The following is a 21,722-nucleotide window of genomic DNA, read 5'->3' on the forward strand; positions in this document are numbered from 1 at the left end:
TGGGCGCTCGCGCGGCGAAGTCCTCGGCCGCCGTGCGCGGGCGCGGGGCGTAGGTGGCGGTCGATGTTTGACCGCCGCGCGGGCGCGGCCCTCGTGCGGGACGCCGTGGGCGCCACGCCGGGACCGGAGAGGCGGAGGCCCGTGTGCAGCGACGCCGGGTCCGGTCGAGGAGTGCACTGCCGCTACGTCGTACAGGCTGACGCGCAACCGCGTTGGTGGTCGACGGCCTACCGGGCGGCCGTCGGACCGTGGCCCGCGGACTGGTTCAGCTGCGCCACCAGGAGGTGGGAGTCGAGGAGCCCGACGTCGGCGGTGCGGTCGGCGCGGGCGAAGCCGGCCAGCATGCGCTTGGTCAGGACGAGGGCCTCCGGCTGACGCCGGACGAGTGGCCGCGTCCAGGCCGCGACGGTCCGGTCCAGGTCGTCGAGCGGGGCCACCTTGTGCACGAGTCCGAGCCGGTGGGCCGTGGGCGCGTCGAACACGTCGCAGGTCAGCATGAGTTCACGGATCCGCGCGACCCCGGCCTCGGCGACGAGCCGGCCCATCGCACCTCCCCAGGCCGGCGGGAGACCCAGGCCCACCTCCGGCATCCTGAAGCGACTGGTGTCCGCGGCCGCGCGCAGGTCGCAGAAGGAGGCGAGCGCGAGTCCGGCGCCGATGACCCGGCCGTGCAGCCGGGCGATCGTCACCGCGTGGGTGGTCTCCAGCGCCTGGCACAGACGATGGGCCTTGTCCGCGATCCGGCGCAGCGCCGCTCCCGTCGGGTCGACGGCCAGCGCTTCCTGGTACTCGGCGCGGTCGGCTCCCAGGCAGAAGTCCTCGCCCAGGGACGACAGCACCAACACGCGTATGTCGGGGCGCTGGTGGAGGTCGTCGAGGAGGGCGATGAGCTCGTCGAGGACGGCCACGCCGAGCGTGTCGTCCAGCCGGAGCGGGTTGAGGCGGACGTGCAGCACGGGGCCGTCCTGCTCGACGGCCACGGCTTCGCCTCGGGGAGCGGAAAGGATACTGCCGGTTTCGATCATGCGAGGGCGACGTCCAGGTTCAGCAGGCGCCGGAACGCCACCCGGGGCGCCCACACCGGGCGGCGGGCCAGGGTGAGGCGGGGCAGGCGTCTGACCAGTTGGTGGAGGAGGGTCTGGGCTTCCAGCCGGGCGAGGGGTGCGCCGAGGCAGTAGTGGATGCCTCCGCTGAACGCGAGATGGTCGGGTCTTCGGCGCGGGTCGAACCGCTCGGGATCGGTGTGTCTGGCCGGGTCCCAGTGCGCCGCGCCCACCATGAGGTGGACCATCTCGTCCTCGCGGATCTCGGCTCCCCCCAGGACGGAGTTTTTGGCGGCGACGCGGCTGATCACGTGGGTGGGCGGGTCGTAGCGCAGGGTCTCCTCCACGAACCCGGGCACCAGGTCGGGTTGGGCGGCGACCAGGTCCCAGCGATCCGGGTCCTCGACCAGCCGCAGCACCATCGTCGACAGCAGGCTGGAGGTGGTCTCCAGGGCTGCGAGCAGGACGAACAGCGCGAGGAAGTAGACGGCCTCGTCGGCCTTGTCGCGGTCTGGTTCGAGCGCGTCCCACGTCTGTGTCCACCGCGACACGGGGTCGTCGCCGGGATGGGCGCGCCGGTGGCGTACGAGGTCGGTGAAGTAGGTGCGCAGTTCGGCCGTGGCCGCGTCGGAGCGTGCCAGTTGGCTGGCGGAGGGCAGGAGTTCCTGGGTGAAGACCTGTTCGTGGGTGAGCCGGCGCAGCCGCGGGTGGTCCTGGGTCGGCAGACCGAGCCAGTCGCCGATGGCGATCACCGGTAGTTCCTCGCTCACCAGCGCGGCGAAGTCCGCCTCCCCGGAGTGCAGTTGCTCCTGGACGGCGGTGAGGAGCTGGTCGGTCGTCCGGGTGATCGTCCGGCCGAGGCGTTGCAGGGCGGGGCGGCCGAACGTGCCGGCCGCCCTGCGTATTCGGGTGTGGTCGGGGCCGTTGAGCGCGGGCAGGGTGTTGCTCATCTCCCGGGAGGAGGGTGCGTTCCAGCGGGTGCCCCGGCCCTGCTGTGCGCGCCAGCGCTTGTCGGGTTCCAGCCAGTCACGGCTGCGGAGCACCTGGTCGCAGAGGTCGAAGCCGGTCACGACGGAGCCGCCCCAGGGAGCGGGGCTGACTCCGCCCATGGCCCGGAGCGTCGCGTAGATGGGGAAGGGGTTGGCCTGCCCCTTCGCCGTCCTGAGACGGGAGAAGAGGGCGACGGCCGAACGGCGGTCGTGCGACGGGTTGGCGGCAACCACCACGATGACGGCTCCTTCCTGAGCATCAGCCGCCATACGTACCCAACGAAATCTTGAAGCATCCACCAACACCGGGACGCCCAGGGTTACCTACGTCACTCCCCCCTGGTCCAGGCCAGGAAGCGGCTGAACAGGCCCTTCGCCTGAGGAGCGGCCGGGGTCACCCGTCCCGGCGCCGTCCCGGGGCGCTGACCTGCCGACGCCGGAGGCTGCGGTTCCGCGGTGCGCGCGGGCTCGGAGGCGGCCGACGTCACGGTCCGCGGGGTGAAGCGGACCGGAAGGGTCACCAGTGAGCGGCTCCACGGCGTCGGCGCCCAGGTGAGCGACTTGAAGGGAACGCGCACTTCGAGATCCGGCAGCCGGTTGAGGAGGGACTCCACCGCCGTCACCGCGATCATGAACGCGGGGTCCTTGGCGGGACACGCGTGCGGTCCCGCGCCGAACGCCAAGTGGGCCTTGGCGCTGAGCTGTTCGCGGTGCTCGGCCAGCTTGGGATCGGTGTTGGCCGCCGCGAAGGACACCAGCACCGGGTCGTTGGCCCGGAGGTACCGGCCGCCCAGCTCGACGTCGTGGGTCGGGTAGTGCGCCGCGTAGTTGGCGATCGGGGCGTAGTTCCACAGGGTCTGCGAGACCGCGTCCTCGACCGGCAGGCCGGCCTGCCACTCCTCGCTGAGGTACAGCGCGCTGCTGGTGCCGATGGCGGCGGCCAGCGGCGCGGTGCCCCCGGACAGCAGGGTGACGAGCTGGTGCAGCACCTCCTCGTCGGTCAGCTGCGCGGAGTGCTCCATCAGACGTGTCGTCAGGTCCGGTCCGGGGGAACGCCGTTTGAGGGCGATCAGCTCCGCGAGGGCCCCGCCCAGCACCTGGTCCGCGCCGGCGGTGCCGTCGAAGATGCCGCTGATGCCGACGATGACCCGGTCGCCGATCTCGGGCGGGCAGCCGAACAGGTCGCTGAAGACCAGCAGGGGCAGCGGCTGGGCGTAGGAGGCCATCAGCTCGGCCTGGCCGCGGGCTTCGGAACTGAAGCGGCTGATCAGGTAGTCGGCGGACTGCTGGGTCTGCCGCACGAGCCGGTGTTCGTTGACGGTGGCCAGGCTGTCGGTGACCGCCTGGCGGAGCCGGGCGTGTGCCGCGCCGTCACTGAACAGCGCGTTGGGGCGGTAGCCCATCATCGGGACGGCCGGGCTGTCGACGGGGACGCGGCCCTCGTTCAGCGCGTTCCAGCGGCGGGAGTCACGGACGAAGGACGCCGGGTTCTGCAGGATGTACAGGGCGGCGTCGTAACTGGTGACCAGCTCGACCTCGACGTCGGGCGCGATGTCGACGGGCGCGCTCGGGCCGAGCGAGCGCAGGTATGCGTAGCTGGCCTCCGGGTCGGAGCCGAACTCGGGGCCGTACAGGGGGACGTTGCCGTGGGCGGGGCAACCGGGCGGTATCCCCTGTGGGTCGTAGTGCTGCTGCATGCCGGGGTTCCTAGCCGAGTAGGGACATAAGGTGCGTGACGAGGGTGATGAGTGCCTGGGCCGAGGAGCGCTGGTCGCGCACGTCGCAGCCCACGATGGGGGTGTCCGCGGGGAGGTTGAGCGCTTCGCGGACCTCCTCGATCGGGTAGGTGGTGGCTCCCTCGAAGTGGTTGACGCCGATGGCGTACGTCAGGCCGAAGCTCTCGACCAGGTCCAGCACGGGGAAGGACTCGTGCAGGCGCTGCGGGTCGACCAGGACCAGGGCGCCGAGCGCGCCCCGGGACAGCTCCTCCCACATCTCCTTGAAACGCTCCTGGCCGGGCGTTCCGAAGATGTAGAGGACCAGGGACTCGCTGAGGGTCAGCCGGCCGAAGTCCATGGCGACCGTGGTGGTCGTCTTGTTCGGCGTGCCCGTCAGGTCGTCGAAGCCCTCACTGGCCTCGGTGATCTCCTCTTCGGTCTGCAGCGGCTCGATCTCGGAGATGCTGCCGATGCAGGTGGTCTTCCCGACCCCGAAGTGACCCACGACGAGTATCTTCACCGAGCGGGAGACGTCTGGATCCACGTACACAGCTCACGCTCCGAATCGGGTTTTGAGGCCATCGAGCACGGCGCCGAGCAGTTCCCTGTCGACCCGTTCGGCGCGCGGCACGGACTTCCTCACGAGGATGAGACCGCTCTCCTCCATCTGCGCGAGGAGGATCCGCACGATGCCCAGCGGCAGGTGCGTGTGACCGGCCACCTCGGCCACGGACAGGAAGCCGTCAGCGACCAGCTCCATGATCGTCCGCGCCTCGGGCGACAGCGTGCGCGCCGCGGCCGAGGCTCCCTTGTACGCGGTCACGAGGGCGGTGCGCTCGTACTCCTGGTCCGGGGGCAGGCCACGGCCGTTGGTGATCACGAAGAGGGGTACTAAGGCGGACGTCAGTTCCAGCTCCGGGCCGTGTTCCTCAGACATCGCTGCCCGCCTCCCCCCGCGGTGCCCGCTGGGCGCTCAGCCGGGGCACCACCTCGTGCAGCCGGTTGGTGAACTCCTCGATGTTGGAGTCGTGTTCGGCGGCCGCGGCGAGGAAGGTGCCGTGACTGGCGGCGATCAGGAAGATCCAGCCGTGCTGGAACTCGATGACCGTCTGGCGCCACTCGGCGTCCTCCCGGACCCCCGCGAACTGCGAGGTGACGCGGCTGTATGCGTGGATGCCCGTCATGGCCGCGGAGATGGTGTCGGCCAGGTCGCGGTTCATCCCCGAGGTCGTTCCGCGGGGCAGTCCGTCCGACCCGAGCAGTACGGCGTGCCGGGCGCCCTTGACGTCGGCGATCACCTCGTCGAGGTCGGCGAGCACGTTCTCCGCACCGGCCCGTTCCTCGCGCCGGGCCTGCGCCGCGTCCGCGCCCTGGCCCGCGTCGTCGAGGTTCACCCGCGGCGGGGAGGTGAGGTTGTTGCCCAGGCGGGCGACGAGCCGGTGCATACGGAAGGAGATCTGCTGCATGTCGACGTCGGGCGCCGCCGCGGCGGCCAGGTACGCGCCCTGCCCGGCTCCGATCAGGAAGATCCACCCGTGGGAGAACTCGATGATCGTCTGGTGCCACTGGCGGTCCTCCGCCATGCCGGCGAAGTGGGCGGTGGCCCGGCTGAGCGACTGCATGCCCGCCATGGCGGCGGAGATGGTGCGCACGTCCTTCTCGACGAGGCCCTCGGTGGCTCCCCGGGGCAGGCCGTCCGCGGACAGCAGGACCGCGTGCCGCGCCTTGGGCACGTTGGTCACGATGTCCTCGAGCATCCACGACAGGTCAGCACTCATGCGTCTTCGGACCCTTCGCTGGACGCGGGGTCGAGGTTGCGGCCCGAGAGAGTGCCTCGCTGGAACGCCCCCAGGCTGCGGCCGGACGCCCGGCCGGTCTCCTCGGGCGTCCGCGACGACGACCGGAGGTCCTCACCGTCGGCGACACTGGCGACGGGCACCTGGCGTGCCCCGCGCTTGGGCAGGCCGTGCGCGGTGCGCGTCCCGTCCGTCGCCCTGCTGCCGGCACTGCGGATCCTGCTCACCGAAGCCTCCTCCACGGGCGGCGGCGCCTGCTCCTCGGTCCACAGCTCCTCGGGCAGCAGGACGACCGCGCGGACACCGCCGTAGCGGGACACGCCGGTCACGTCGACCCGGAATCCGTAGTGGCGCGCGAGCAGGCCGATCACGGGGAAACCGAACTTGGGCTGGTTGCCGAGCTGCGACAGACGCGGCACGAAGTCGCCGGACAGCAGCGCGCTCGCCATCTGGCGGTCCTCGTCGTTCATGCTGACGCCCGCGTCGTCGATGATGATGCACAGGTTGCTCTGCACCCGCTGGAACGTCACCTCGATCGGCGCGTCCTGCTGGGAGAAGCTGGCGGCGTTGTCGAGCAGTTCGGCGACGGCGAGCGCGACGGGCGAGACCGCCGACGCCTTCAGCGCGAACCCGGTCTGCTGCATGATCTCGACGCGCCGGAAGTTGCGGATCTGCCCCTGGGCGCTGCGCACCACGTCGTAGACGCTCGCGGAGCGGCTGCGGCGGCCGACCGGCGCACCGCACAGTACGGCGATGCCCTGCGCCTTCCGCGCCATCTGCGCGTTGGCGTGGTTGACCTCCAGCAGGTCGCCCAGGACGGCGTGACCGCCGTACTTGCGCTGGACCCCTTCGAGGAGCGCCATCTGTTCGGCCGCGAGGCTCTGCAGGAAGCGGGCGGCGCCCTTGAGGACGGCCTTGGTGCTCTCCTCGGCGGCCTCCTCGGCCTCGCGGATCGTGCCGTCGAGTTCCTGCGTGTACCTCTGCAACTCGTTGCGGGCGGTTATCAGTTGGCTCTCCGCCGCGTTCAGCCGCTGCGTCAGGGCGTCCTCGGCCTGTCTTTTCCTCTCACTCAGGGCTCTGTTGCGGACGACGAGCACGATGATCGCGGCGACGGCTGCCACCGTGACCGCGACCAGGCACCACGCAAGGGTGTCTCGATTCATGGAAACCTTTCCCGACGCATGGAAATGCAGACGTAGACGGATACACCCCCCGCGAGGACCCGCGACACAGGCCGGGACCCGCTCGACCAGCTGTGGCGTGGCGAGCGGACCGACCTCAGATCAGCGCCCGAATATGTGGATCAAGGTCGCAGATGCGGGGATGCTATCACTGCGAAGAGGGCATCCGAGAGGCACACCCCGGCCCTCGAACCGCTTCAACTCGGGCGCTGTGGTGGGAGGTTGGTCCGTATCCCGAAGCAAGCGGCGCAGCGATGGCGGGATTCCGGGGTGAGGCCGCGAGACTCTCGACAAGTCGACTTCCCCCGGGCGCCGCACAGTTGGCGATTCTCCCGCGAACCGTGGTCCCACTCGGCCGCATAGGTGACCTGTGGACCAACAGACGCTCCTTCGCAAAAGGGGAGCGAGAACCGTCCCCAACTACAAATATGACGCAAAGTCAACTTACTGAGAGGTAGAAAGATCTTATCAGCCGCCACGACGCCAACAGGCCTACAAGGCGGCTCATTTGGAGACCTTCACGCAGATTTCGCAGGGTGCGCCCGGAAGCCAGATCTCAGGCGGCACCGGACCCCGTCCGTTCAACCGCCGTCAACCTGGCTCACCGTGGCGGCAGTTGACACCGGCACCCCGCCACACCCACCTCCCCGACGCCGATCCGCACCCCGCAGGACGCGTGAGGTTCACCGGATCACCCCTCACCCCGTGCAGGATCGCCTGATGGACCGGCCACCCGGACGGGACCCTACGGGAGCCTGGCCCACGACCTGTTACCGGGGGTAAGAAAAGACCTTCCGAGGAGTGTGCAGGGAAAGCGCTTGTCGCTACATTTCGAGTGCCTCACCACCCTCTCCCAGAACTCCAGGAGCCACTCCCCCATGCGCAGACTCTTCGCCTGCCTGGCGGCGATGACCGCCACCCTCGGCGGGCTCGTCGCGGCCGCGCCCTCCACGGCAGCCGCCGACTCGGGCACCTTCAGCGTCCTCACCTACAACGTCGCCGGTCTGCCCGCGTGGCTGTCGAGCGCCTCGACACCGCGGGACACGAGCACCACCGAGATCGGCCGGCGCATCGCGCCCTACGACATCGTCAACGTCGAGGAGGACTTCAACTACCACTCCTACCTCTACTCGACCGACACCCACCCCTACCGCACCGCGACCAGCGGCGGTGCGGGCATCGGCAGCGGCCTCAACACCGTCTCCGACTACGCGTGGGACGGCGACGACTTCGAGCGCGTGGGCTGGAACTCCTGCCAGATCGACTCCGGCGACTGCCTCACCCCCAAGGGCTTCACCTTCATGCGCGAGCGCCTCGCCGAGGGTGTGTACGTCGACTTCTACAACTTGCACACCAACGCGGGGACCAACGACGGCGACGAGGCCTCCCGCGCCGACAACCTCAGCCAGCTGACCGCGTTCATCAACACCCACTCCGCCGGCAACGCCGTCGTGGTCATGGGTGACACCAACACCCGCTACACCCGCTCCGCCGACACCATCGCCGAGTTCACCGCGGCCAACGGGCTCACCGACGCCTGGGTCAAGGTGATCCGCGGCGGCGTGGCGCCCACCAAGGGCAGCGACGCCCTGGTCTGCGACCAGACGGGTGCCACCGTGCCCAACACCTGCGAGGTCGTGGACAAGATCCTCTACCGCGGCAGCAGGCTCGTCTCGCTCAACGCGACCTCGTACGACAACGAGCACGCCACGTTCCTGAACTCCGACGGCAAGATGCTGTCCGACCACGACCCGGTCACCGCCCGGTTCAGCTGGTCGCGCAGTGCCGACTACCAGCTCAGTGACCAGTTCGGCGGCCCGCACGGCGGCTACTACCAGGACATCGGCAGCGTCCCGGCGGCCGCCCGCGCCACCAGGATCTCGCTGCGGGCCGGCTCCCGCGTGGACCAGGTCGGCCTCACGCTGGCCAACGGCACCACCCTCACCCACGGCGGCACCGGCGGCACCGCGTCCTCGCTGACCCTGGGCAGCGGCGAGTACGTCACGTCCGCCTACCTGTGCCAGGCGGACAAGGACGGCCACACACGGATCTTCTACGCCAAGTTCACCACCAACCTGGGCAACACCCTGGCGGGCGGATCCACCACGTCGGACTGCGTGACCCGCACCGCGCCCTCCGGCTGGCAGATCGCCGGCTTCCACGGCCGCGCCGCGGACGAGCTCGACAAGGTCGGCTTCATCTACACCAAGCGCTGACCCGCACAGACGGCCACGCCCACGCTCCCGGTGCCGGCTGGAGGCACCGGTGAGCGTGGGTGCGGCGGCAGGGCGCGGTGACGCCGGACGAGTACCGGGCGCCTGGGCCGACTCGCGCACTCCCACGCCCACTTCGCCGTCCGCACTCCGCACTCCGCCGTCCGCACTCCGCACTCCGCACTCCGCACTCCGCAGGATTGTCGGGGCCGTCCGGCCGGGTTCGAGGCCGTCCGGCCTCTGCCTCCGCGGGACCTGCGGGCGCCATCGTGGTGAGGGTCATCGACCGGTCCCACGGCCCTTGGTCGCAGGGCGGGGAGGAGAGCATCGTGTCCACCACGCTTCTCGACGTCGCGACGCTGGAGAAACTGATCGAGGCGGCCGTCGCGGCCCCCTCGATCCACAACACCCAGCCTTGGCGGTTCCGGCTCGACCCTCACACGCTGACGCTGGAGATCCGGGCCGCCCCCGAGCGCGGGTTGCGGCACACCGACCCGTCCGGGCGTGCGCTGCACGTGTCGGTCGGCTGCGCACTCTTCAACCTGCGGCTGGCGGTGGCGCACTTCGGCTGGGCCCCGGTGACACGGCTGCTGCCCGGTCCCGGTGAACCGGACCTGCTGGCGAGCGTCCGGCTCGGCGGTCACGCGCGGTTCTCGCCGGCTCCGGAGTTGTACGAAGCCCTGTGGCGCCGCCGCAGCAGCCGCTTCCCCTTCTCGGACCGGCCGCTGCCCAGCGCCCTGCTCACCGAACTGGCCGAGGCAGCTCACACCGAGGGAGCCCTGCTCAGCCGTGCCGGCCTCGGTGGCAGCGCGCGTGTGCTGCGAGTGACCCGGGAGGCGGAACGGCGCAACACCGCGGACGCCGACCGGGGCGCGGAAGACCGCCGCTGGATCCGCGAACCGGACGAGGCCGCCGTAGGGATACCGCCGGCGGCCGTCGGACCTCAGGACTACCGGGATCACGTCCCGATGCGGGATTTCGGCGCGCATCGCCACCCGGCCGGGCTCGACGCCCGTGCCTTCGAGAAACGGCCGACGATCGCCGTCCTGTGCACCGCTCACGACCGGCGGGCGGACTGGCTGCGGGCCGGGCAGGCCCTCCAGCACGTCCTGCTCGTCGCAGAGGCCCACGGCGTGCGGGCGTCGCTGCTGCACCAGGCGATGGAATGGCCCGACCTGCGCGAGCAGTTGGTGCGGGGGTCGCAGGACGGGCGGTCCCACGCCCAGATGGTGCTGCGTCTCGGATACGGACCGCAGGGCCCCGCCTCGCCTCGCCGAACGGCGGCCCGGTCGGTGGAGCGGCCCACCCCGCAGGACACCCCTCCGGCACCCGGCTGACCAGCTCCGCGCGGCACGCCCGCGGCCGTCACACGTCGTGGGCGGTCCGCGGGCCGGCCGGCGGCACCGCCCGACCTGCCGGCACCAGGGAGAGCCAGGTCGAGGCAGACCGGAGCGGCTCCAGAACCCGCATGCGCGCCGGGTCGCCGGACGTCTCGAAGAACTCGGCCTCGAGCCGCCAGAGGCATGGTCACCGTGCCACGCTCACGGTCATGCCGTGGGCGGCAGAAGCCGACCGCGCGGATTCGCGGCAGTCATGCGGCTGTTGCCGGATTCAGCGCTTGCGCGGATGTCTCATCCGTTCAGAGCGTCGACCACGGCTGCTCGCGCCCGGCGGGGACGAACGCGACGGTGCAGGCGGTGTGCCGGAGCGCCAGTCGCCCCACCGAGCCCGGCAGTTCGGCCGCGACACGGCCGTGACCGGAGACTCCGACGACGACCAGCTGCGCCCCGGCACTCGCCTCGACGAAGGCACGGCGGCCACGGCTCCTCGTCCGCCCAGTACGCACGGTGACGCCCGCGTACTCCTCGCGGAGGTCGGCCGGGATTCCCTCACCGTCGATCGTCCCGTGCCCGCGCGTGTGCAGCACGACCAGCTCCGCTCCGCGGGCAGAAGCCTCGGCGAAGGCGAACTCGGCCGCGGCACGGACCGCCTGCGAGCCGTCGTCGGCCAGGACGACGGGACCGCCGCCGTTCGCACCGCCCCGGACCACCAGCATCGGACAGTGCCCGCACCCCGCCGGCCGCCCGGTGAGCGGACCGCGGTGAAGACGGCCGCGGCGTTCCTCTCCGCCGCCACCGACCACGGTGAGCGTCGCGGCGCGCGACTCGCCCGCCAGCACCCTGGCGGGTTCACCGACGAGCACCTCGCTCGTCATCCGGAGCCCCGGGGCGACGCGGCGCGCGTGACGCTCCGCCTCCGCCAGCGCCCCGCCCGCCACTCCACGCCACCCGGCACCGTCAGCGTCCCCCACCGCCACCGAGCCGGTGGGCCACGCCACGGCGTGTGCCAACAGGAGCGGCACCCCCCGGTGGTCGGCCTCCCACGCCGCTGCCTCCACCGCGGCCAGGCTCGACGGCGAACCACCCACGACCACCACGACCGGTCCCTTCATGGTCGTCCCTCCCCTCGTCGGCGGCCCTCGGCCACGTCGGCCGAAGCGCCGCGAGCGACACGTCCTCGCCGGGCCCCTCGACCCCCTGGCCGAACGGCTTCGCTCCGCTCGTGCCGCTCTCAGCGTGGACTCGGTGTGCTCCTCCCGGACGGGGCCGTACGGCCCGATCCCGCACCGATCGGCCCTCACCGCCACGACGGCGGAACGGCCCGCGGCATCGCCGAACGGCCGGGCCCAGCACACGAGTTGGCGAGGTCGTCTGCACGCGCCTCGCCATGACGTCCGCCGGACGGCCGGAAGCCGCCGGGCGCCGCGGGGACTCAGGCGTGCGGGATGACGGCGACGGGGCAGCCCACATGGTGGAGCACCGCGTGCGTGACAGGGCCGATGTGTGCGCCGGCACGACTCGCGCGCTGCCGACGCCCCACGACGACGAGGCTGGCCCCCGTGGAGGCGTGCACCAGTTCACCGGCGGCCCGGCCCTCGCCGACGGTCTCGGTCACCGGGACGTCGGGGAACTTCTCGCGCCAGGGGCGGAGCGCCGCCGCCACGGTCTGTTCGTTCGCCGCGACGAGCTGTGGTCCGGGCGTCGGGGCCGGCCCTCCGTCGGCCACGTGATCCGGCGGGGTGCTGAAGGCGTACATCACGTGCAGGGCGGCGTGACAGCGATGGGCGGACGCGAAAGCGAAGGCGAGCAGTTCGTCGCCGGTGTCGCCGGTGTCCAGTCCGACGACGACGTCGCGATGGGGAATCCGTGGTATCTCGTCCGGTGAGACGCCGTCCACGGCCGGCAGGTGTTCGTCGGCGGCCGTCTCGCCCGCGCGGACGAGCACGACGGGTCCGGTGGACCTGGCGACGACGCGCTGGGACACGGACCCGAACACGAATCCCGCGACCCCGCCGAGTCCGCGGGAACCGAGCACCAGCAACTCCGCCTCCTCGGACGCCGCGAGAAGGGCGGCGACCGCGGGACCGGGCACCAGCTGCTCGGTGACGCGGATTCCGGGATGCGCGGCCCGGACACTGTCCGCCGCCCGCTTCAGGGTCTGTTCGGCCCAGTCGCGCTGGGTGGTGTCGGCAGGGACGGAGGGCGCCGGACGCGGGTGCCACGTCCACGCGTGGACGAGGTTCAGTGAAGTCCCGCGGCGCAGGGCTTCCCGGGCGGCCCAGTGCGCGGCGGCGAGACTCTCGGTGGATTCGTCGACTCCTGCGACAACGTCCCGAAGCATGATGCACGCCTTCCCTTCCGTGTGCGGTCCGGCTTTTCGAGTCGAGCCTCTCGCGACGACGGCCCCGCGGGCAGGGGCCGCACCGCCCTTTCGGCGCCCGTCCGGCCCTACGCCCTCAACGCGCACGGCACGAAGCGGCGCCCGCCGGATCGCGGCGCGCGGAACGGGCCTGCGCCCGCCGCGTACCGGCAGCGAGGAGTGAGCCCGCACGTGTCCCCGGCGGCTTCCCGCGGACCGCGCGGCGGTGTGCGCGACCGGCGGTTTCGCCGGCCGCGCACACCTGGTCCGGCGCACCGCCCCCCCCTGCCGCAGCCGCGCCGCACCGGGATGGTCCCGGTACCCGTCTTCTCCTCCGGGCCCGGAACCGTGATGGTCCGTACCGTCCTCGTACTCCGCGGTCGCTTCCCCACCGTGATCCCGACGCCCTCGGCAGGGTCGGCACCCGGGAAGCGCGTTGCCCGCGTCCGTCAGCCGTTCCCCGACGCTGATGCCGTTCCACCCGGGCTTCATGTGCGAGCCGGGAAGCCCAGCCGCCGATCCGGCACGCCGCGCACGCCCTCCCCCTCCTTCGCGGTCTCCTCGGTTTCACGTGGAGAAGTCGCGAGGAGCGTGGGGCCGTTCGGCTCCGGGTGTGGGGCCGTTCGGCTCCGGGTGTGGGGCCGGACGGCCCGGGACCGTCGGTTGCCGCTCGTCCCGTGGTCGTCGGGCGTTCGTCTCGCCCCACGTCCCCACGCACGGACGGCGAGGACGTCAGTCGTGCGGGACGACCGCGACCGGGGCGGAGGCGTGCTGCAGCACCGCGTGGGTCACCGGGCCGATGCGGCCGCCGGCCACATCGCGGCGCGCCCGTCGGCCGACGACGACGAGCGCCGAGTCCCGCGAGGCCTGCACGAGGTGACGGGCGGCACCGCCGATCACGGCCTGCTGCCGGACCTCCACCTCCGGGAACTTGTCCTTCCACGGCCGCAGGACCTCTCCCACTCCGTTCCGTGCCTCGTCCGCCAGCTCCTCGTTGAGCCCGGCGTCCATGACCGCGCCGTAGCCGTGGCTGGTCACGGGGCTCCAGCCGTGGACCACCCGCAGACCGGCCGCACGACGTCGGGCGGCGTCGAACGCGAACTCGATGACGGTGTCGCCTGGCCTCTCCCGGTCCAGTCCCAGCACGACATCGCGGCAGGGAGTGCCGACCGGCTCCGCGCCCGCGGCATCCGGCAGCCGCTCGTCCTCCGGAAGCCCGCCCGCCCGTACGAGGACGACCGGCCGCCGGGCGCGTGCCACCACGGCGAGGGCCACCGAGCCGACCAGGAAACCGGCCACCGTACCGAACCGCCGGGAGCCCAGGACGAGCAGCTCCGAGTCGTCCGCCGAGGCAAGGAGCACCCGGACGGCCTGGTCCGTGACCTGCCGCGTGGTGACCCACAGACCGGGGTGGCGCTCCATGAGCCGGGACCTCTCCTCGCGCAGCACGTGCGCCGCCCACTCACGCTGCACGTCGATGGCGCCCGGTGCCGGAAATCCGGCGAACGACGCGTACCAGGGGCGCAGGAGGTCGACGGCGTGCACGAGCCGCAGGGGAACCTGCCGTCGCGCTGCTTCGCGGGCGGCCCAGGCCGCCGCGTCGAGGCTTTCCGGCGAGCCGTCGAGGCCGACGGTGATGGCGGGCATGTGCGGACCTCCTTCAAGGGGTGCCCCGCCAGTCTCCGAGCGACTCCGGTGGGACAGCAGGGGCCGGATGTCCCTCGCCGGGGCCGGTCGGCACAGCGGGGCGGGCCCATCACGCCCAACGCCCGGGTGCGAGAGGCCGGACGGGGTCCGGTCGGGCCGCTCTCGGGACCGACCGGACCAAGCCGCGGGCGCGCTTCGGACGGAGAGTGAAGGGAGGAAAACGCACACGACGCGAGGAGGCGGGCCATGCGGCACCGGATGGTGAGCGACCTCATGACCACATCGGTCGTCCGGGTGCACCGGGACACCGGGTTCAAGGAGATCGCCAAACTGTTTGCCGAGTACGACGTCACCGCCGTACCGGTCGTGGACGACGAGGACCGCCCCGTGGGCGTGGTCTCGGAGGCCGACCTGCTGCGCAAGGAGGCCGCACAACGGGACCCCGCCGGGCTCCTTCCCCTGCCGCACCCCGAGCCGGCCGCACGGGCGAGGGCCGAGGCAGCCGACGCCGGGGGCCTGATGAACACTCCCGCCGTGACCGCCCGACCGCAGTGGACGGTCGTGGAGGCCGCCCAGGTCATGGAGAGCCGCGGCGTCAAGCGACTCCCCGTGGTCGACGAGACGGACAGGCTGGTCGGCATCGTCAGCAGGGCCGACCTGCTCCGGATCTTCCTGCGCGGGGACAGCGCCATCCGGGAGGAGATCTCCGGGGACGTGCTGCTGCGCACTCTCGGCATACCTCCGGACACGATCACCGTGCGGGTGGTCGACGGACGGGTGTCGCTCAAGGGCGCCGTCGAGCGCGCGTCCCTGGTTCCGCTCGTGGTACGGCTGTGCCAGGGCGTGGACGGGGTGGTCGACGTGTCCGCCGATCTGCGTCCCCGGACCGACGACACCTCTGCCGATCCGGCGCCGACCGACACACGCCGCGCCGGACTGGCCACCTAGGAGCTGTCCGGGCTCGCGGACACGGCCCTGCCGCCGGCGACCGTCCGGGAGACGTGCGCCGAGGACGCGGACCTCGATCACCGACCGCACACAGCCGAGGAGGCCGAAAGTGCCTGTGACACCGCACACCGTGAGCGATGTGATGACCCAGACGGTGGTGGCCGTCGGACGCGACGCGCCCTTCAAGGAGATCGTCCGGACGATGGAGCAGTGGAAGGTCAGCGCCATGCCGGTGCTGGCGGGCGAGGGCCGCGTCATCGGCGTCGTCTCCGAAGCTGACCTGCTCCCCAAGGAGGAGTTCCGCGAAGGTGAGCAGAGCCTCTACGAGCAGCGCGAGCGCCTGTCCGACGTCGCGAAGGCCGGGGCCACGACGGCCGGGGAGCTCATGAGCACCCCCGCCGTCACGGTCCACGCGGACGCCACTCTGGCCCAGGCCGCCCGGATCATGGCCGTCCGGCGCGTCAAGCGGCTGCCCGTGGTCAACGACATCGACCTGCTCCAGGGCATCGTCAGCCGGGCCGATCTCCTGAAGGTCTTCCTGCGGTCGGACGCCGACATCGAGGAGGAGGTCCGTCGCACCGTGGTGTCCCCGCTGTTCCCGACCTTCAGTCACACCCTGCACGTGGGCGTGCGTGAGGGAGTCGTGACCCTTCGCGGGCACATCCACGACAGTTCGCTCATCTCGATCGCCGTGCGCCTCGTGCGCGCCGTGGAGGGGGTGGTGGACGTCGAACCCCACCTCACCGGCGAACCGGACACCGGCGAGGCACCGCGCTAGGGGGTTCCCGTGGATCCTCGTGGGTTGATCGAACGGCCGCGCGGACTGTCTCCTCCTCGGCCGGGCCGGGGCCCGGTGGAACACTGGAGGAGACAGCGATCGCCCTTCCGTCACGGCCGTTCGGCCTCGTAGGGAGGAAGGTCCCGTGACCGTACGTGAACTCGACGCGAGAACCATGACGGAGCTGGTCGAAGACGCCACGGCCGCACCGTCGATGCACAACGCGCAACCATGGAGATTCCGCCTCCTGCCCGCGGACGGGACCTTCCTCGTGTACGCGGATCTCGGGCGCGCCATGCCGCGCGCCGACCCCACCACACGCGCCCTGCATCTGGGGTGCGCCGCCGCCCTGTTCAACCTGCGCGTCGCCGCCGCCCACGCGGGCTGGGAGCCCGACACCGCCCTGCTGCCGGACTCCGCGGACCCCCGACTGCTCGCGGTGGTACGACTCGTCGGTCCCGTGCTCCCCGGCAGCGACCTGGCCCCCCTGTATCCGGCGATCCACCGCCGCAGCACCAGCCGTCACCCGTTCACGGACGAGGAGATACCCCGGCCCGTCAAGGACACCCTGTGCGCCGCCGCTCTCCGGGAGGGGGCACAGCTGACCTTCCCCGACGCCTGGCACGTGCGGACACTGCTGGAGCTCGCCGACGACGCGGAGGGCCGCGGCGCCGCCGACTCCGCGGCCGCCGAGGAGCTCGAACACTGGACCCGCACCGGGCCGGCGGCGAGGACGGCCGGCGACGGGGTACCGGAGGACGCGTTCGGCCCTCGCCGGCGCGACGGCCGGGCACCCGTGCGTGACTTCGCCGGCAGGCGCCCCGTGGCCGGCCGTGAAGCCGCCGTGTTCGAGAACGCCCCTCAACTCGCCGTGCTGGGCACCACCGAGGACCAGCCCCGGGACTGGCTGCTCGCGGGCCAGGCCATGGAGCGTGTCCTGCTCCAGGCCACTCTCGACGGGCTGGCCACGTCACTCACCTCCCACGCTCTGGAGTGGCCGGAGCTCCGCTGGACCGTGCGCGACCCGCGATCGGCGACGGGCTACGTGCAGATGGTCCTGCGCCTCGGATACGGCCCCGCGGGATCCGGCACTCCACGACGTCCCGTGCACGAGGTCATCGACGTCGAGTGAGGCGGTTGTGGGAGAACCGCCCCGGTACCTGATCCCGCCTGGCCGGACGGCAGGGCCTAGTCGGGCTCCATGTACGGCCGGCGGAAGACGGGGGCCTGGCGGGTGCCCCACGGTCGTACCGCGTCCACGGCCCTGGCGACCGCCGGCTCCAGCGGGCCGCTGGTGTCGACGGCGACGGCCTGGGGCCACGCCGGTTCCCCGGCCGCCATGGCGGCGGCGACATCGGGCCCGGCGTCGGATGCCCCGGGGCCGCGGGTACGCAGACGGGCCGCCGACGTCTCGTCCGGGACCTGGCAGTGGAGGGCCACCAACCTGGCGCTGGTGGCCTCGGCGACCCGTAGCGCCGCTTCCCGCCGCACGGCATCGGACCAGGTGGCGTCCAGGACGACGGACTCACCGCGGGACAGCAGGGCGGACGCCCGGTCGAGCAGGGCGGCGTACGTCCTCGCCGTCCACTCCGGCGTGTACAACCCCTCGCCGTAGCCGGCCGCCGCGGACTGCTCCGCCGGAATGCCGGCCAGCTCCTTGCGGAGGCGGTCGCTGCTGAGCAGCGTGACTCCCAGCCGGTCGGCCAGCGCACCGGAGAGGGTGGACTTCCCGCTGCCCGGCAGTCCACCGACCAGGACCAGGCAGACCTCTGAGGTCCGCAGGTGGCGCAGCGCCGTCCCGGCCAGCCGACGTGACGCCGACCGCGCGTCGGCCGCTCCCTGGGCGACCTGGATCAGGGAGACCTTGGCCCGGACGAATGCCCGGTAGGCGACGTAGTGGTGGCGCAGGGAAGGGGGCGCTGGGTCACCGGAGTACTCGCTGTAGCGGGCGAGGAAGAACGCCGCGGCCTCCGGTACGCCGAGCTGTTCCAGGTCCATGGCGAGGAAGGCGGCGTCGTCGAGACCGTCGACGTAGCGCAGCTTGTCGTCGAACTCCAGGCAGTCCAGGACGCGGGGGCCGTCGTCCAGGCAGAAGACGTCCTCGGCGAGCAGGTCGCCGTGACCGTCGACGACCCGCCCCTGCTCGATGCGGACGTCGAACAACCGCTTGCGGCCCGCGAGATAGCCGCGTACCAGGCGCTCGATCTCCGCCACCCCGTCGGGCTCGGGACAGTCCGCGGTCAACTCGCGTACCTGCGTGAAGCTCGCCTCCCAACGCGAGGAGAGCGCGTCCCGCGTGCCCTGCTCATCGATGTGGCGGCCGCGGGGTGCCACCGTGTGCCACGCGGCGAGCTGCCGGGCGACGGCCCGCAGGGCGTCGTCCACGTCGTCGCCGTGGCGCACCAGTCGGGAGAGCCGTCGCTTTGACGGCATGCGGCGCATCACCACGAGCGGCTCGGGCCCCTCCGCGCCGGGACAGATGACGTCGCCCGAACCCAGGTAGACGTCAGGGGCGAAGCGGCGGTTGAGCGCGATCTCGCGCTCACACGCCTCTCGGCGGGCCGCCTGCCCGGTGTAGTCGAGGAAGCCCAGCGAAACGGGCTTCTTGACCTTGTAGGCGCGGTCGCCGGCGAAGAACACGATCGCGGTGTGGGTCTCGCACACCTCCGCGCGCGGCTCCCGGCGGGGGCGCCGGGCACCGGACCGGGTCGCGGACTCGTCCCTCCCGGCCAGGGGCATGGACTCGTCCCTCCCGGCCAGGGCTCGCGCCGGCCGTCCGGGCTCAGGCATGGGGGACGACGGCGACCGGGCACCGGCCGTGGTGGACGGCCGCCTGTGCGACGGGACCGAGGTGCGGGACCGGACCGGCACGGTGCTCACGGCGGCCGACGACCAGGAGCGCGGCCCCCTCGGCAGCCTGTACGACGGCTCGGGCCGGGCTGACGAGCCGGATGCTGTCGGCCACCTCCACCGTCGGATACTTCTCGCGCCAGGGACGCAGCGCCACGGCCAGCTCCCTCCGCGCATCGCGCGTGATCTCCTCGGTGACCTCGTGGTCGACGCCCCAGGGCAGCCGCGCGTGCAGGGGCACGCTCCGGCCGTGGACGGCGAGAAGAGGCATGTCCCTGGCGGCGGCGCTGTGGAAGGCGAAGTCGAGCAGGTCGTCCGAGGATCCGTGGAGTTTCAGGGCCACGACCACGCCCCGGGCGGACGGCGGCGGCCCGGTCTCCTCGCCCGTCGCCCGCACCAGCACCACCGGCCGCTCGGACCGCGCCACCACGGGCATGCTCACGTCGCCCAGGAAGTAACTGGTGACCGCCTCGATGCCGCGCGAACCGACCACGATCAGTTCGGACTCCGACGCCGCCTGGAGCAGGGCGTGCTGGGCGTCGTCGGCGACCAGACTCCCGACCACGGACAGACCCGGATGGCGGGCCTGCAGTTCGGCCCTCGCGGTGTGGACGAGACGCTTCGCCCAGTAGTTCTGGTCGACTTCCGCCGGGCCGAGGGCCGGTTCCGGCGCCAGCAGCGGCCAGGCGTGCAGCAGACGCAGGGTGAGCTTGCGCTTCTCGGCCTCGTCGGCGCCCCAGCGGGCAGCGGCAAGACTCTCGGGTGAGCCGTCGAGTCCCACGGTGACGACGGGTTGCATGGCGGCGACCTCCGTCTCTCACGAACGGGAAGTGGCTGCGTGTGACGCCGGACGGTCGGCCTGCGCCCGGTCCGGACGTCGCAGTCATGCGAAGGTGGTTGTCTCCTTCGAGGATGACCCCAAACGTCTCCCTCGCGCATCCGGGCGGGGGACGGCGGCCCGTCGTACTCGACGCTGCGGACCTCCCGGAGGTGCGGACAGCCGTCAAGGAACCCTCGCTCGGTTCGGGAGGCCGGTGACCGGCTCGCGGCGGCCGGAGTGACGCACGCCCTCGGCCCCGGCGTCCCTCTCCCGCCGCCGGGCGGAGGGAGAGCGGTAGTTGCCAGCCGGAACAGCGGCCTGGTCCCGTGTCGCAGCGGTCGGCGAGCGGTGCGACGGTGTTCAGAGGGGGTTGGTCGGCCCGGGGCGAGGAAGGCGGTGGCGGCGATGGCATTCCCGCTGGTGGTGGGAGTCGACGGGTCGGAATCCAGCCTGCGGGCGGTGGACTGGGCCGTGGACGAGGCAGCACGTCACGGGCTGCCGCTGCACCTGGTTCACGCCTCCCTGTGGGAGCGCTATGAAAGGGCACGGCCGGCTCTCAGTACCGCCCGGCCCGCTCCGGAGGTCCTGGCACAGCACATCCTCGCGTCCAGCGCGGAACGCGCGGCTCTGCGTGATCCCGAGGTGAAGGTGGCGGGCGAGGTGCTGTCCGAGGATGCGGCTTCGGCGCTGCTGCGGGCGGGGGCCGAGGCGTTCGGCGTGGTGACCGGTGCGCGGGGGCGGGGCGAGCTGACCGGTCTGCTCCTCGGCTCGGTCAGTCTCACGGTGGCGGCTCGCGCCTCGTGCCCGGTCGTCGTGGTCCGCGGCGCCGAGCGGAACGTCCAGGCGACCATGGGCAGGGTCGTGGTGGGGGTGGGTGGCTCGTCCGGAGACACGGCTGCTCTGGGGTTCGCCGTCCGGGAGGCCGAGGTGCGGGGCTGTGACCTGAGTGTCGTCCGGGCGTGGCGCAGCCCCGTGGCCGAGCGCGGGAAACCGTCCTCCCCCGCGTCCGGCCGGGAGGACCGCCCGGATCCGGACGACGCCGCCCGGATGCCGCACCAGCAGGCGTCGGCCGATCTCGACGAGGCACTTCGCGGAGCCCTGCGGGAGCACCCCGGCGTCACCATCCACCGGCACCTGCTCGAAGGCCCCGCTCACCGGGTCCTGGTGGAGGCTTCGGACGCCGCCGACCTGATCGTCGTCGGTGCCCAGCGGCGGAGCGGCCACTTCGGTCTGCAACTGGGCAGGGTCGCCCACGCTCTGCTGCATCACGCGAACTGCCCGGTCGCCGTCGTCCCACAGGCGGGCTGAGGTTCGCCGTGGGGCCGGACCCGCGCCCGTCCGCGTCGCGCCGTCCGATCCGGCCGCGCCCGTCACGCCCGAGGAACGCGCGGACCTGTTCCGCCCCTGCCCCGCGGCGCGGCTGGAGGGGTGGGGCGTGCGGAGCCGTCGAGCCCACCCCGTTCACGAGGGGAGAACGAGTCGGCACGTGTCCCCGGCTCGACACGGACAGCGCGGTCCGGCAGCCGGATGTCGATCGGCGACCGGTCCGACGGCGGCACCGTGATCTCCAGCCGGCCGCGCTCCAGACGCAGGCGAACACCCCAGTGCCCCTGGTGGCGAAGGCCGGCGAGTTCACGTCGCCGCGGTTCCGGAAGGGTGCGCGGCACGTCCAGGGTGCGGGTGGGGACCCAGGCGGCGGTGACGTTGGTGTACGCGTTGTCGTCCAGCCCGGGACGCCCCGCGTCCGGACACCCGTCGTGGTACTCGTCGGGACCCATCACGCCACGGATGCGGTGCCGGCCCAGCTGTTCGTCCCAGATGGCCGAGTCCGCCAGAAGCGGGCGACCTGGAGCAGCAGCTCGGCGCCCTTGGTGTGCAGGAACTCGGCGTCGCCGCTCGCCTCGCAGTACTGCCACACGTTGTACGCGACCGCCGAACCGACGTGCCGTTGAAGCCGCGAGTTATCGGGCCCCGCGCGTGGCGAAGCGGCCGTTGCCGAGCGTGCACAGCGACCAGCGCAGGCGCTCGTCAGCCGGGCCG

General features: G+C 72.3%; 18 protein-coding genes and 1 pseudogene. 6 read left to right on the top strand and 13 right to left on the bottom strand.

Annotation, left to right across the window (positions count from 1 at the left end; translation table 11 throughout):
• Nucleotides 1–227: 227 nt before the first annotated feature.
• The 7 genes from ABZT03_RS08565 to ABZT03_RS08595 all read right to left on the bottom strand — a co-directional run bounded on the left by ABZT03_RS08565 (nucleotide 228) and on the right by ABZT03_RS08595 (nucleotide 6,709).
• Nucleotides 228–1,025, bottom strand: coding sequence for an enoyl-CoA hydratase/isomerase family protein (locus ABZT03_RS08565; protein WP_356035343.1), 798 nt, complete (start codon nucleotides 1,023–1,025; stop codon nucleotides 228–230).
• The gene (locus ABZT03_RS08570; protein ID WP_356035345.1) at nucleotides 1,022–2,269 is read right to left on the bottom strand and encodes a cytochrome P450; all 1,248 of its coding nucleotides are present in this window, start codon (nucleotides 2,267–2,269) and stop codon (nucleotides 1,022–1,024) included. The genes ABZT03_RS08565 and ABZT03_RS08570 overlap by 4 nt, the downstream gene beginning before the upstream one ends.
• 92 nt (nucleotides 2,270–2,361) lie before the next feature.
• The gene (locus ABZT03_RS08575; RefSeq protein ID WP_356035348.1) at nucleotides 2,362–3,729 is read right to left on the bottom strand and encodes a cytochrome P450; all 1,368 of its coding nucleotides are present in this window, start codon (nucleotides 3,727–3,729) and stop codon (nucleotides 2,362–2,364) included.
• A 10-nt stretch (nucleotides 3,730–3,739) separates the two neighbouring features.
• On the bottom strand, nucleotides 3,740–4,300 hold the full coding sequence (locus ABZT03_RS08580) for an ATP/GTP-binding protein (RefSeq protein WP_356035351.1): 561 nt from the start codon (nucleotides 4,298–4,300) through the stop codon (nucleotides 3,740–3,742).
• 3 nt (nucleotides 4,301–4,303) lie between these two features.
• On the bottom strand, nucleotides 4,304–4,687 hold the full coding sequence (locus ABZT03_RS08585; RefSeq protein WP_356035354.1) for a DUF742 domain-containing protein: 384 nt from the start codon (nucleotides 4,685–4,687) through the stop codon (nucleotides 4,304–4,306).
• Entirely contained in the window at nucleotides 4,680–5,528 is an 849-nt protein-coding gene (locus tag ABZT03_RS08590; RefSeq protein WP_356035357.1) for a roadblock/LC7 domain-containing protein, read from the bottom strand. Before ABZT03_RS08590 ends, ABZT03_RS08585 begins: the two co-directional genes overlap by 8 nt.
• Nucleotides 5,525–6,709, bottom strand: coding sequence for an ATP-binding protein (locus ABZT03_RS08595; RefSeq protein ID WP_356035360.1), 1,185 nt, complete (start codon nucleotides 6,707–6,709; stop codon nucleotides 5,525–5,527). Before ABZT03_RS08595 ends, ABZT03_RS08590 begins: the two co-directional genes overlap by 4 nt.
• A gap of 896 nt (nucleotides 6,710–7,605) precedes the next feature.
• Between ABZT03_RS08595 and ABZT03_RS08600 the strand changes: the two genes are divergently transcribed.
• Together ABZT03_RS08600 and ABZT03_RS08605 are read left to right on the top strand one after the other, a co-directional pair.
• Nucleotides 7,606–8,943, top strand: coding sequence for a jacalin-like lectin (locus ABZT03_RS08600; RefSeq protein WP_356035362.1), 1,338 nt, complete (start codon nucleotides 7,606–7,608; stop codon nucleotides 8,941–8,943).
• A 326-nt stretch (nucleotides 8,944–9,269) separates the two neighbouring features.
• The gene (locus ABZT03_RS08605; RefSeq protein ID WP_356035365.1) at nucleotides 9,270–10,277 is read left to right on the top strand and encodes a nitroreductase family protein; all 1,008 of its coding nucleotides are present in this window, start codon (nucleotides 9,270–9,272) and stop codon (nucleotides 10,275–10,277) included.
• Between the two features lie 302 nt (nucleotides 10,278–10,579).
• Here the strand turns inward: ABZT03_RS08605 and ABZT03_RS08610 are convergent, their stop codons facing one another.
• The 3 genes from ABZT03_RS08610 to ABZT03_RS08620 form a co-directional block, all read right to left on the bottom strand.
• Nucleotides 10,580–11,392 (bottom strand): universal stress protein, encoded by an 813-nt coding sequence (locus ABZT03_RS08610; protein ID WP_356035368.1) that lies wholly within the window; start codon nucleotides 11,390–11,392, stop codon nucleotides 10,580–10,582.
• A gap of 320 nt (nucleotides 11,393–11,712) precedes the next feature.
• Complete coding sequence (locus ABZT03_RS08615) at nucleotides 11,713–12,621, bottom strand: universal stress protein (protein ID WP_356035370.1); 909 nt, start codon at nucleotides 12,619–12,621, stop codon at nucleotides 11,713–11,715.
• 750 nt (nucleotides 12,622–13,371) lie between these two features.
• Nucleotides 13,372–14,286: a universal stress protein gene (locus ABZT03_RS08620; RefSeq protein WP_356035373.1), complete on the bottom strand. Its 915-nt coding sequence runs from the start codon at nucleotides 14,284–14,286 to the stop codon at nucleotides 13,372–13,374.
• A gap of 246 nt (nucleotides 14,287–14,532) precedes the next feature.
• Between ABZT03_RS08620 and ABZT03_RS08625 the strand changes: the two genes are divergently transcribed.
• The 3 genes from ABZT03_RS08625 to ABZT03_RS08635 all read left to right on the top strand — a co-directional run bounded on the left by ABZT03_RS08625 (nucleotide 14,533) and on the right by ABZT03_RS08635 (nucleotide 17,144).
• Nucleotides 14,533–15,234, top strand: a complete 702-nt coding sequence (locus tag ABZT03_RS08625) for a CBS domain-containing protein (RefSeq protein WP_356035375.1) — start codon at nucleotides 14,533–14,535, stop codon at nucleotides 15,232–15,234.
• A 109-nt stretch (nucleotides 15,235–15,343) separates the two neighbouring features.
• Entirely contained in the window at nucleotides 15,344–16,012 is a 669-nt protein-coding gene (locus tag ABZT03_RS08630) for a CBS domain-containing protein (RefSeq protein ID WP_356035377.1), read from the top strand.
• A gap of 145 nt (nucleotides 16,013–16,157) precedes the next feature.
• On the top strand, nucleotides 16,158–17,144 hold the full coding sequence (locus ABZT03_RS08635; RefSeq protein ID WP_356035380.1) for a nitroreductase: 987 nt from the start codon (nucleotides 16,158–16,160) through the stop codon (nucleotides 17,142–17,144).
• 56 nt (nucleotides 17,145–17,200) lie between these two features.
• Here ABZT03_RS08635 and ABZT03_RS08640 read toward each other — a convergent pair whose 3' ends face one another.
• Both ABZT03_RS08640 and ABZT03_RS08645 read right to left on the bottom strand, forming a co-directional pair.
• Nucleotides 17,201–18,676 (bottom strand): AAA family ATPase, encoded by a 1,476-nt coding sequence (locus ABZT03_RS08640; RefSeq protein WP_356035587.1) that lies wholly within the window; start codon nucleotides 18,674–18,676, stop codon nucleotides 17,201–17,203.
• A gap of 118 nt (nucleotides 18,677–18,794) precedes the next feature.
• On the bottom strand, nucleotides 18,795–19,661 hold the full coding sequence (locus tag ABZT03_RS08645; protein ID WP_356035383.1) for a universal stress protein: 867 nt from the start codon (nucleotides 19,659–19,661) through the stop codon (nucleotides 18,795–18,797).
• Between the two features lie 426 nt (nucleotides 19,662–20,087).
• Here ABZT03_RS08645 and ABZT03_RS08650 point away from each other — a divergent pair, with 426 nt between their 5' ends.
• On the top strand, nucleotides 20,088–20,990 hold the full coding sequence (locus ABZT03_RS08650) for a universal stress protein (protein WP_356035385.1): 903 nt from the start codon (nucleotides 20,088–20,090) through the stop codon (nucleotides 20,988–20,990).
• Between the two features lie 62 nt (nucleotides 20,991–21,052).
• Here ABZT03_RS08650 and ABZT03_RS08655 read toward each other — a convergent pair.
• Nucleotides 21,053–21,666: pseudogene (locus ABZT03_RS08655) on the bottom strand (hypothetical protein); the annotation flags it as partial.
• Nucleotides 21,667–21,722: the final 56 nt, after the last annotated feature.

Origin of the sequence: Streptomyces sp. NPDC005574 (genome assembly GCF_040605435.1) — a bacterium.
In the GTDB taxonomy this organism is placed as follows: domain Bacteria; phylum Actinomycetota; class Actinomycetes; order Streptomycetales; family Streptomycetaceae; genus Streptomyces.

What these genes read in the sequence shown, in the direction of transcription:
- ABZT03_RS08565 (WP_356035343.1), bottom strand. Translation starts at nt 1,025, where the DNA reads ATGATCGAAACCGGCAGTATCCTTTCCGCTCCCCGAGGCGAAGCCGTG.
- ABZT03_RS08575 (WP_356035348.1), bottom strand. Translation starts at nt 3,729, where the DNA reads ATGCAGCAGCACTACGACCCACAGGGGATACCGCCCGGTTGCCCCGCC.
- ABZT03_RS08585 (WP_356035354.1), bottom strand. Translation starts at nt 4,687, where the DNA reads ATGTCTGAGGAACACGGCCCGGAGCTGGAACTGACGTCCGCCTTAGTA.
- ABZT03_RS08590 (WP_356035357.1), bottom strand. Translation starts at nt 5,528, where the DNA reads ATGAGTGCTGACCTGTCGTGGATGCTCGAGGACATCGTGACCAACGTG.
- ABZT03_RS08595 (WP_356035360.1), bottom strand. Translation starts at nt 6,709, where the DNA reads ATGAATCGAGACACCCTTGCGTGGTGCCTGGTCGCGGTCACGGTGGCA.
- ABZT03_RS08600 (WP_356035362.1), top strand. Translation starts at nt 7,606, where the DNA reads ATGCGCAGACTCTTCGCCTGCCTGGCGGCGATGACCGCCACCCTCGGC.
- ABZT03_RS08610 (WP_356035368.1), bottom strand. Translation starts at nt 11,392, where the DNA reads ATGAAGGGACCGGTCGTGGTGGTCGTGGGTGGTTCGCCGTCGAGCCTG.
- ABZT03_RS08615 (WP_356035370.1), bottom strand. Translation starts at nt 12,621, where the DNA reads ATGCTTCGGGACGTTGTCGCAGGAGTCGACGAATCCACCGAGAGTCTC.
- ABZT03_RS08620 (WP_356035373.1), bottom strand. Translation starts at nt 14,286, where the DNA reads ATGCCCGCCATCACCGTCGGCCTCGACGGCTCGCCGGAAAGCCTCGAC.
- ABZT03_RS08625 (WP_356035375.1), top strand. Translation starts at nt 14,533, where the DNA reads ATGCGGCACCGGATGGTGAGCGACCTCATGACCACATCGGTCGTCCGG.
- ABZT03_RS08645 (WP_356035383.1), bottom strand. Translation starts at nt 19,661, where the DNA reads ATGCAACCCGTCGTCACCGTGGGACTCGACGGCTCACCCGAGAGTCTT.
- ABZT03_RS08650 (WP_356035385.1), top strand. Translation starts at nt 20,088, where the DNA reads ATGGCATTCCCGCTGGTGGTGGGAGTCGACGGGTCGGAATCCAGCCTG.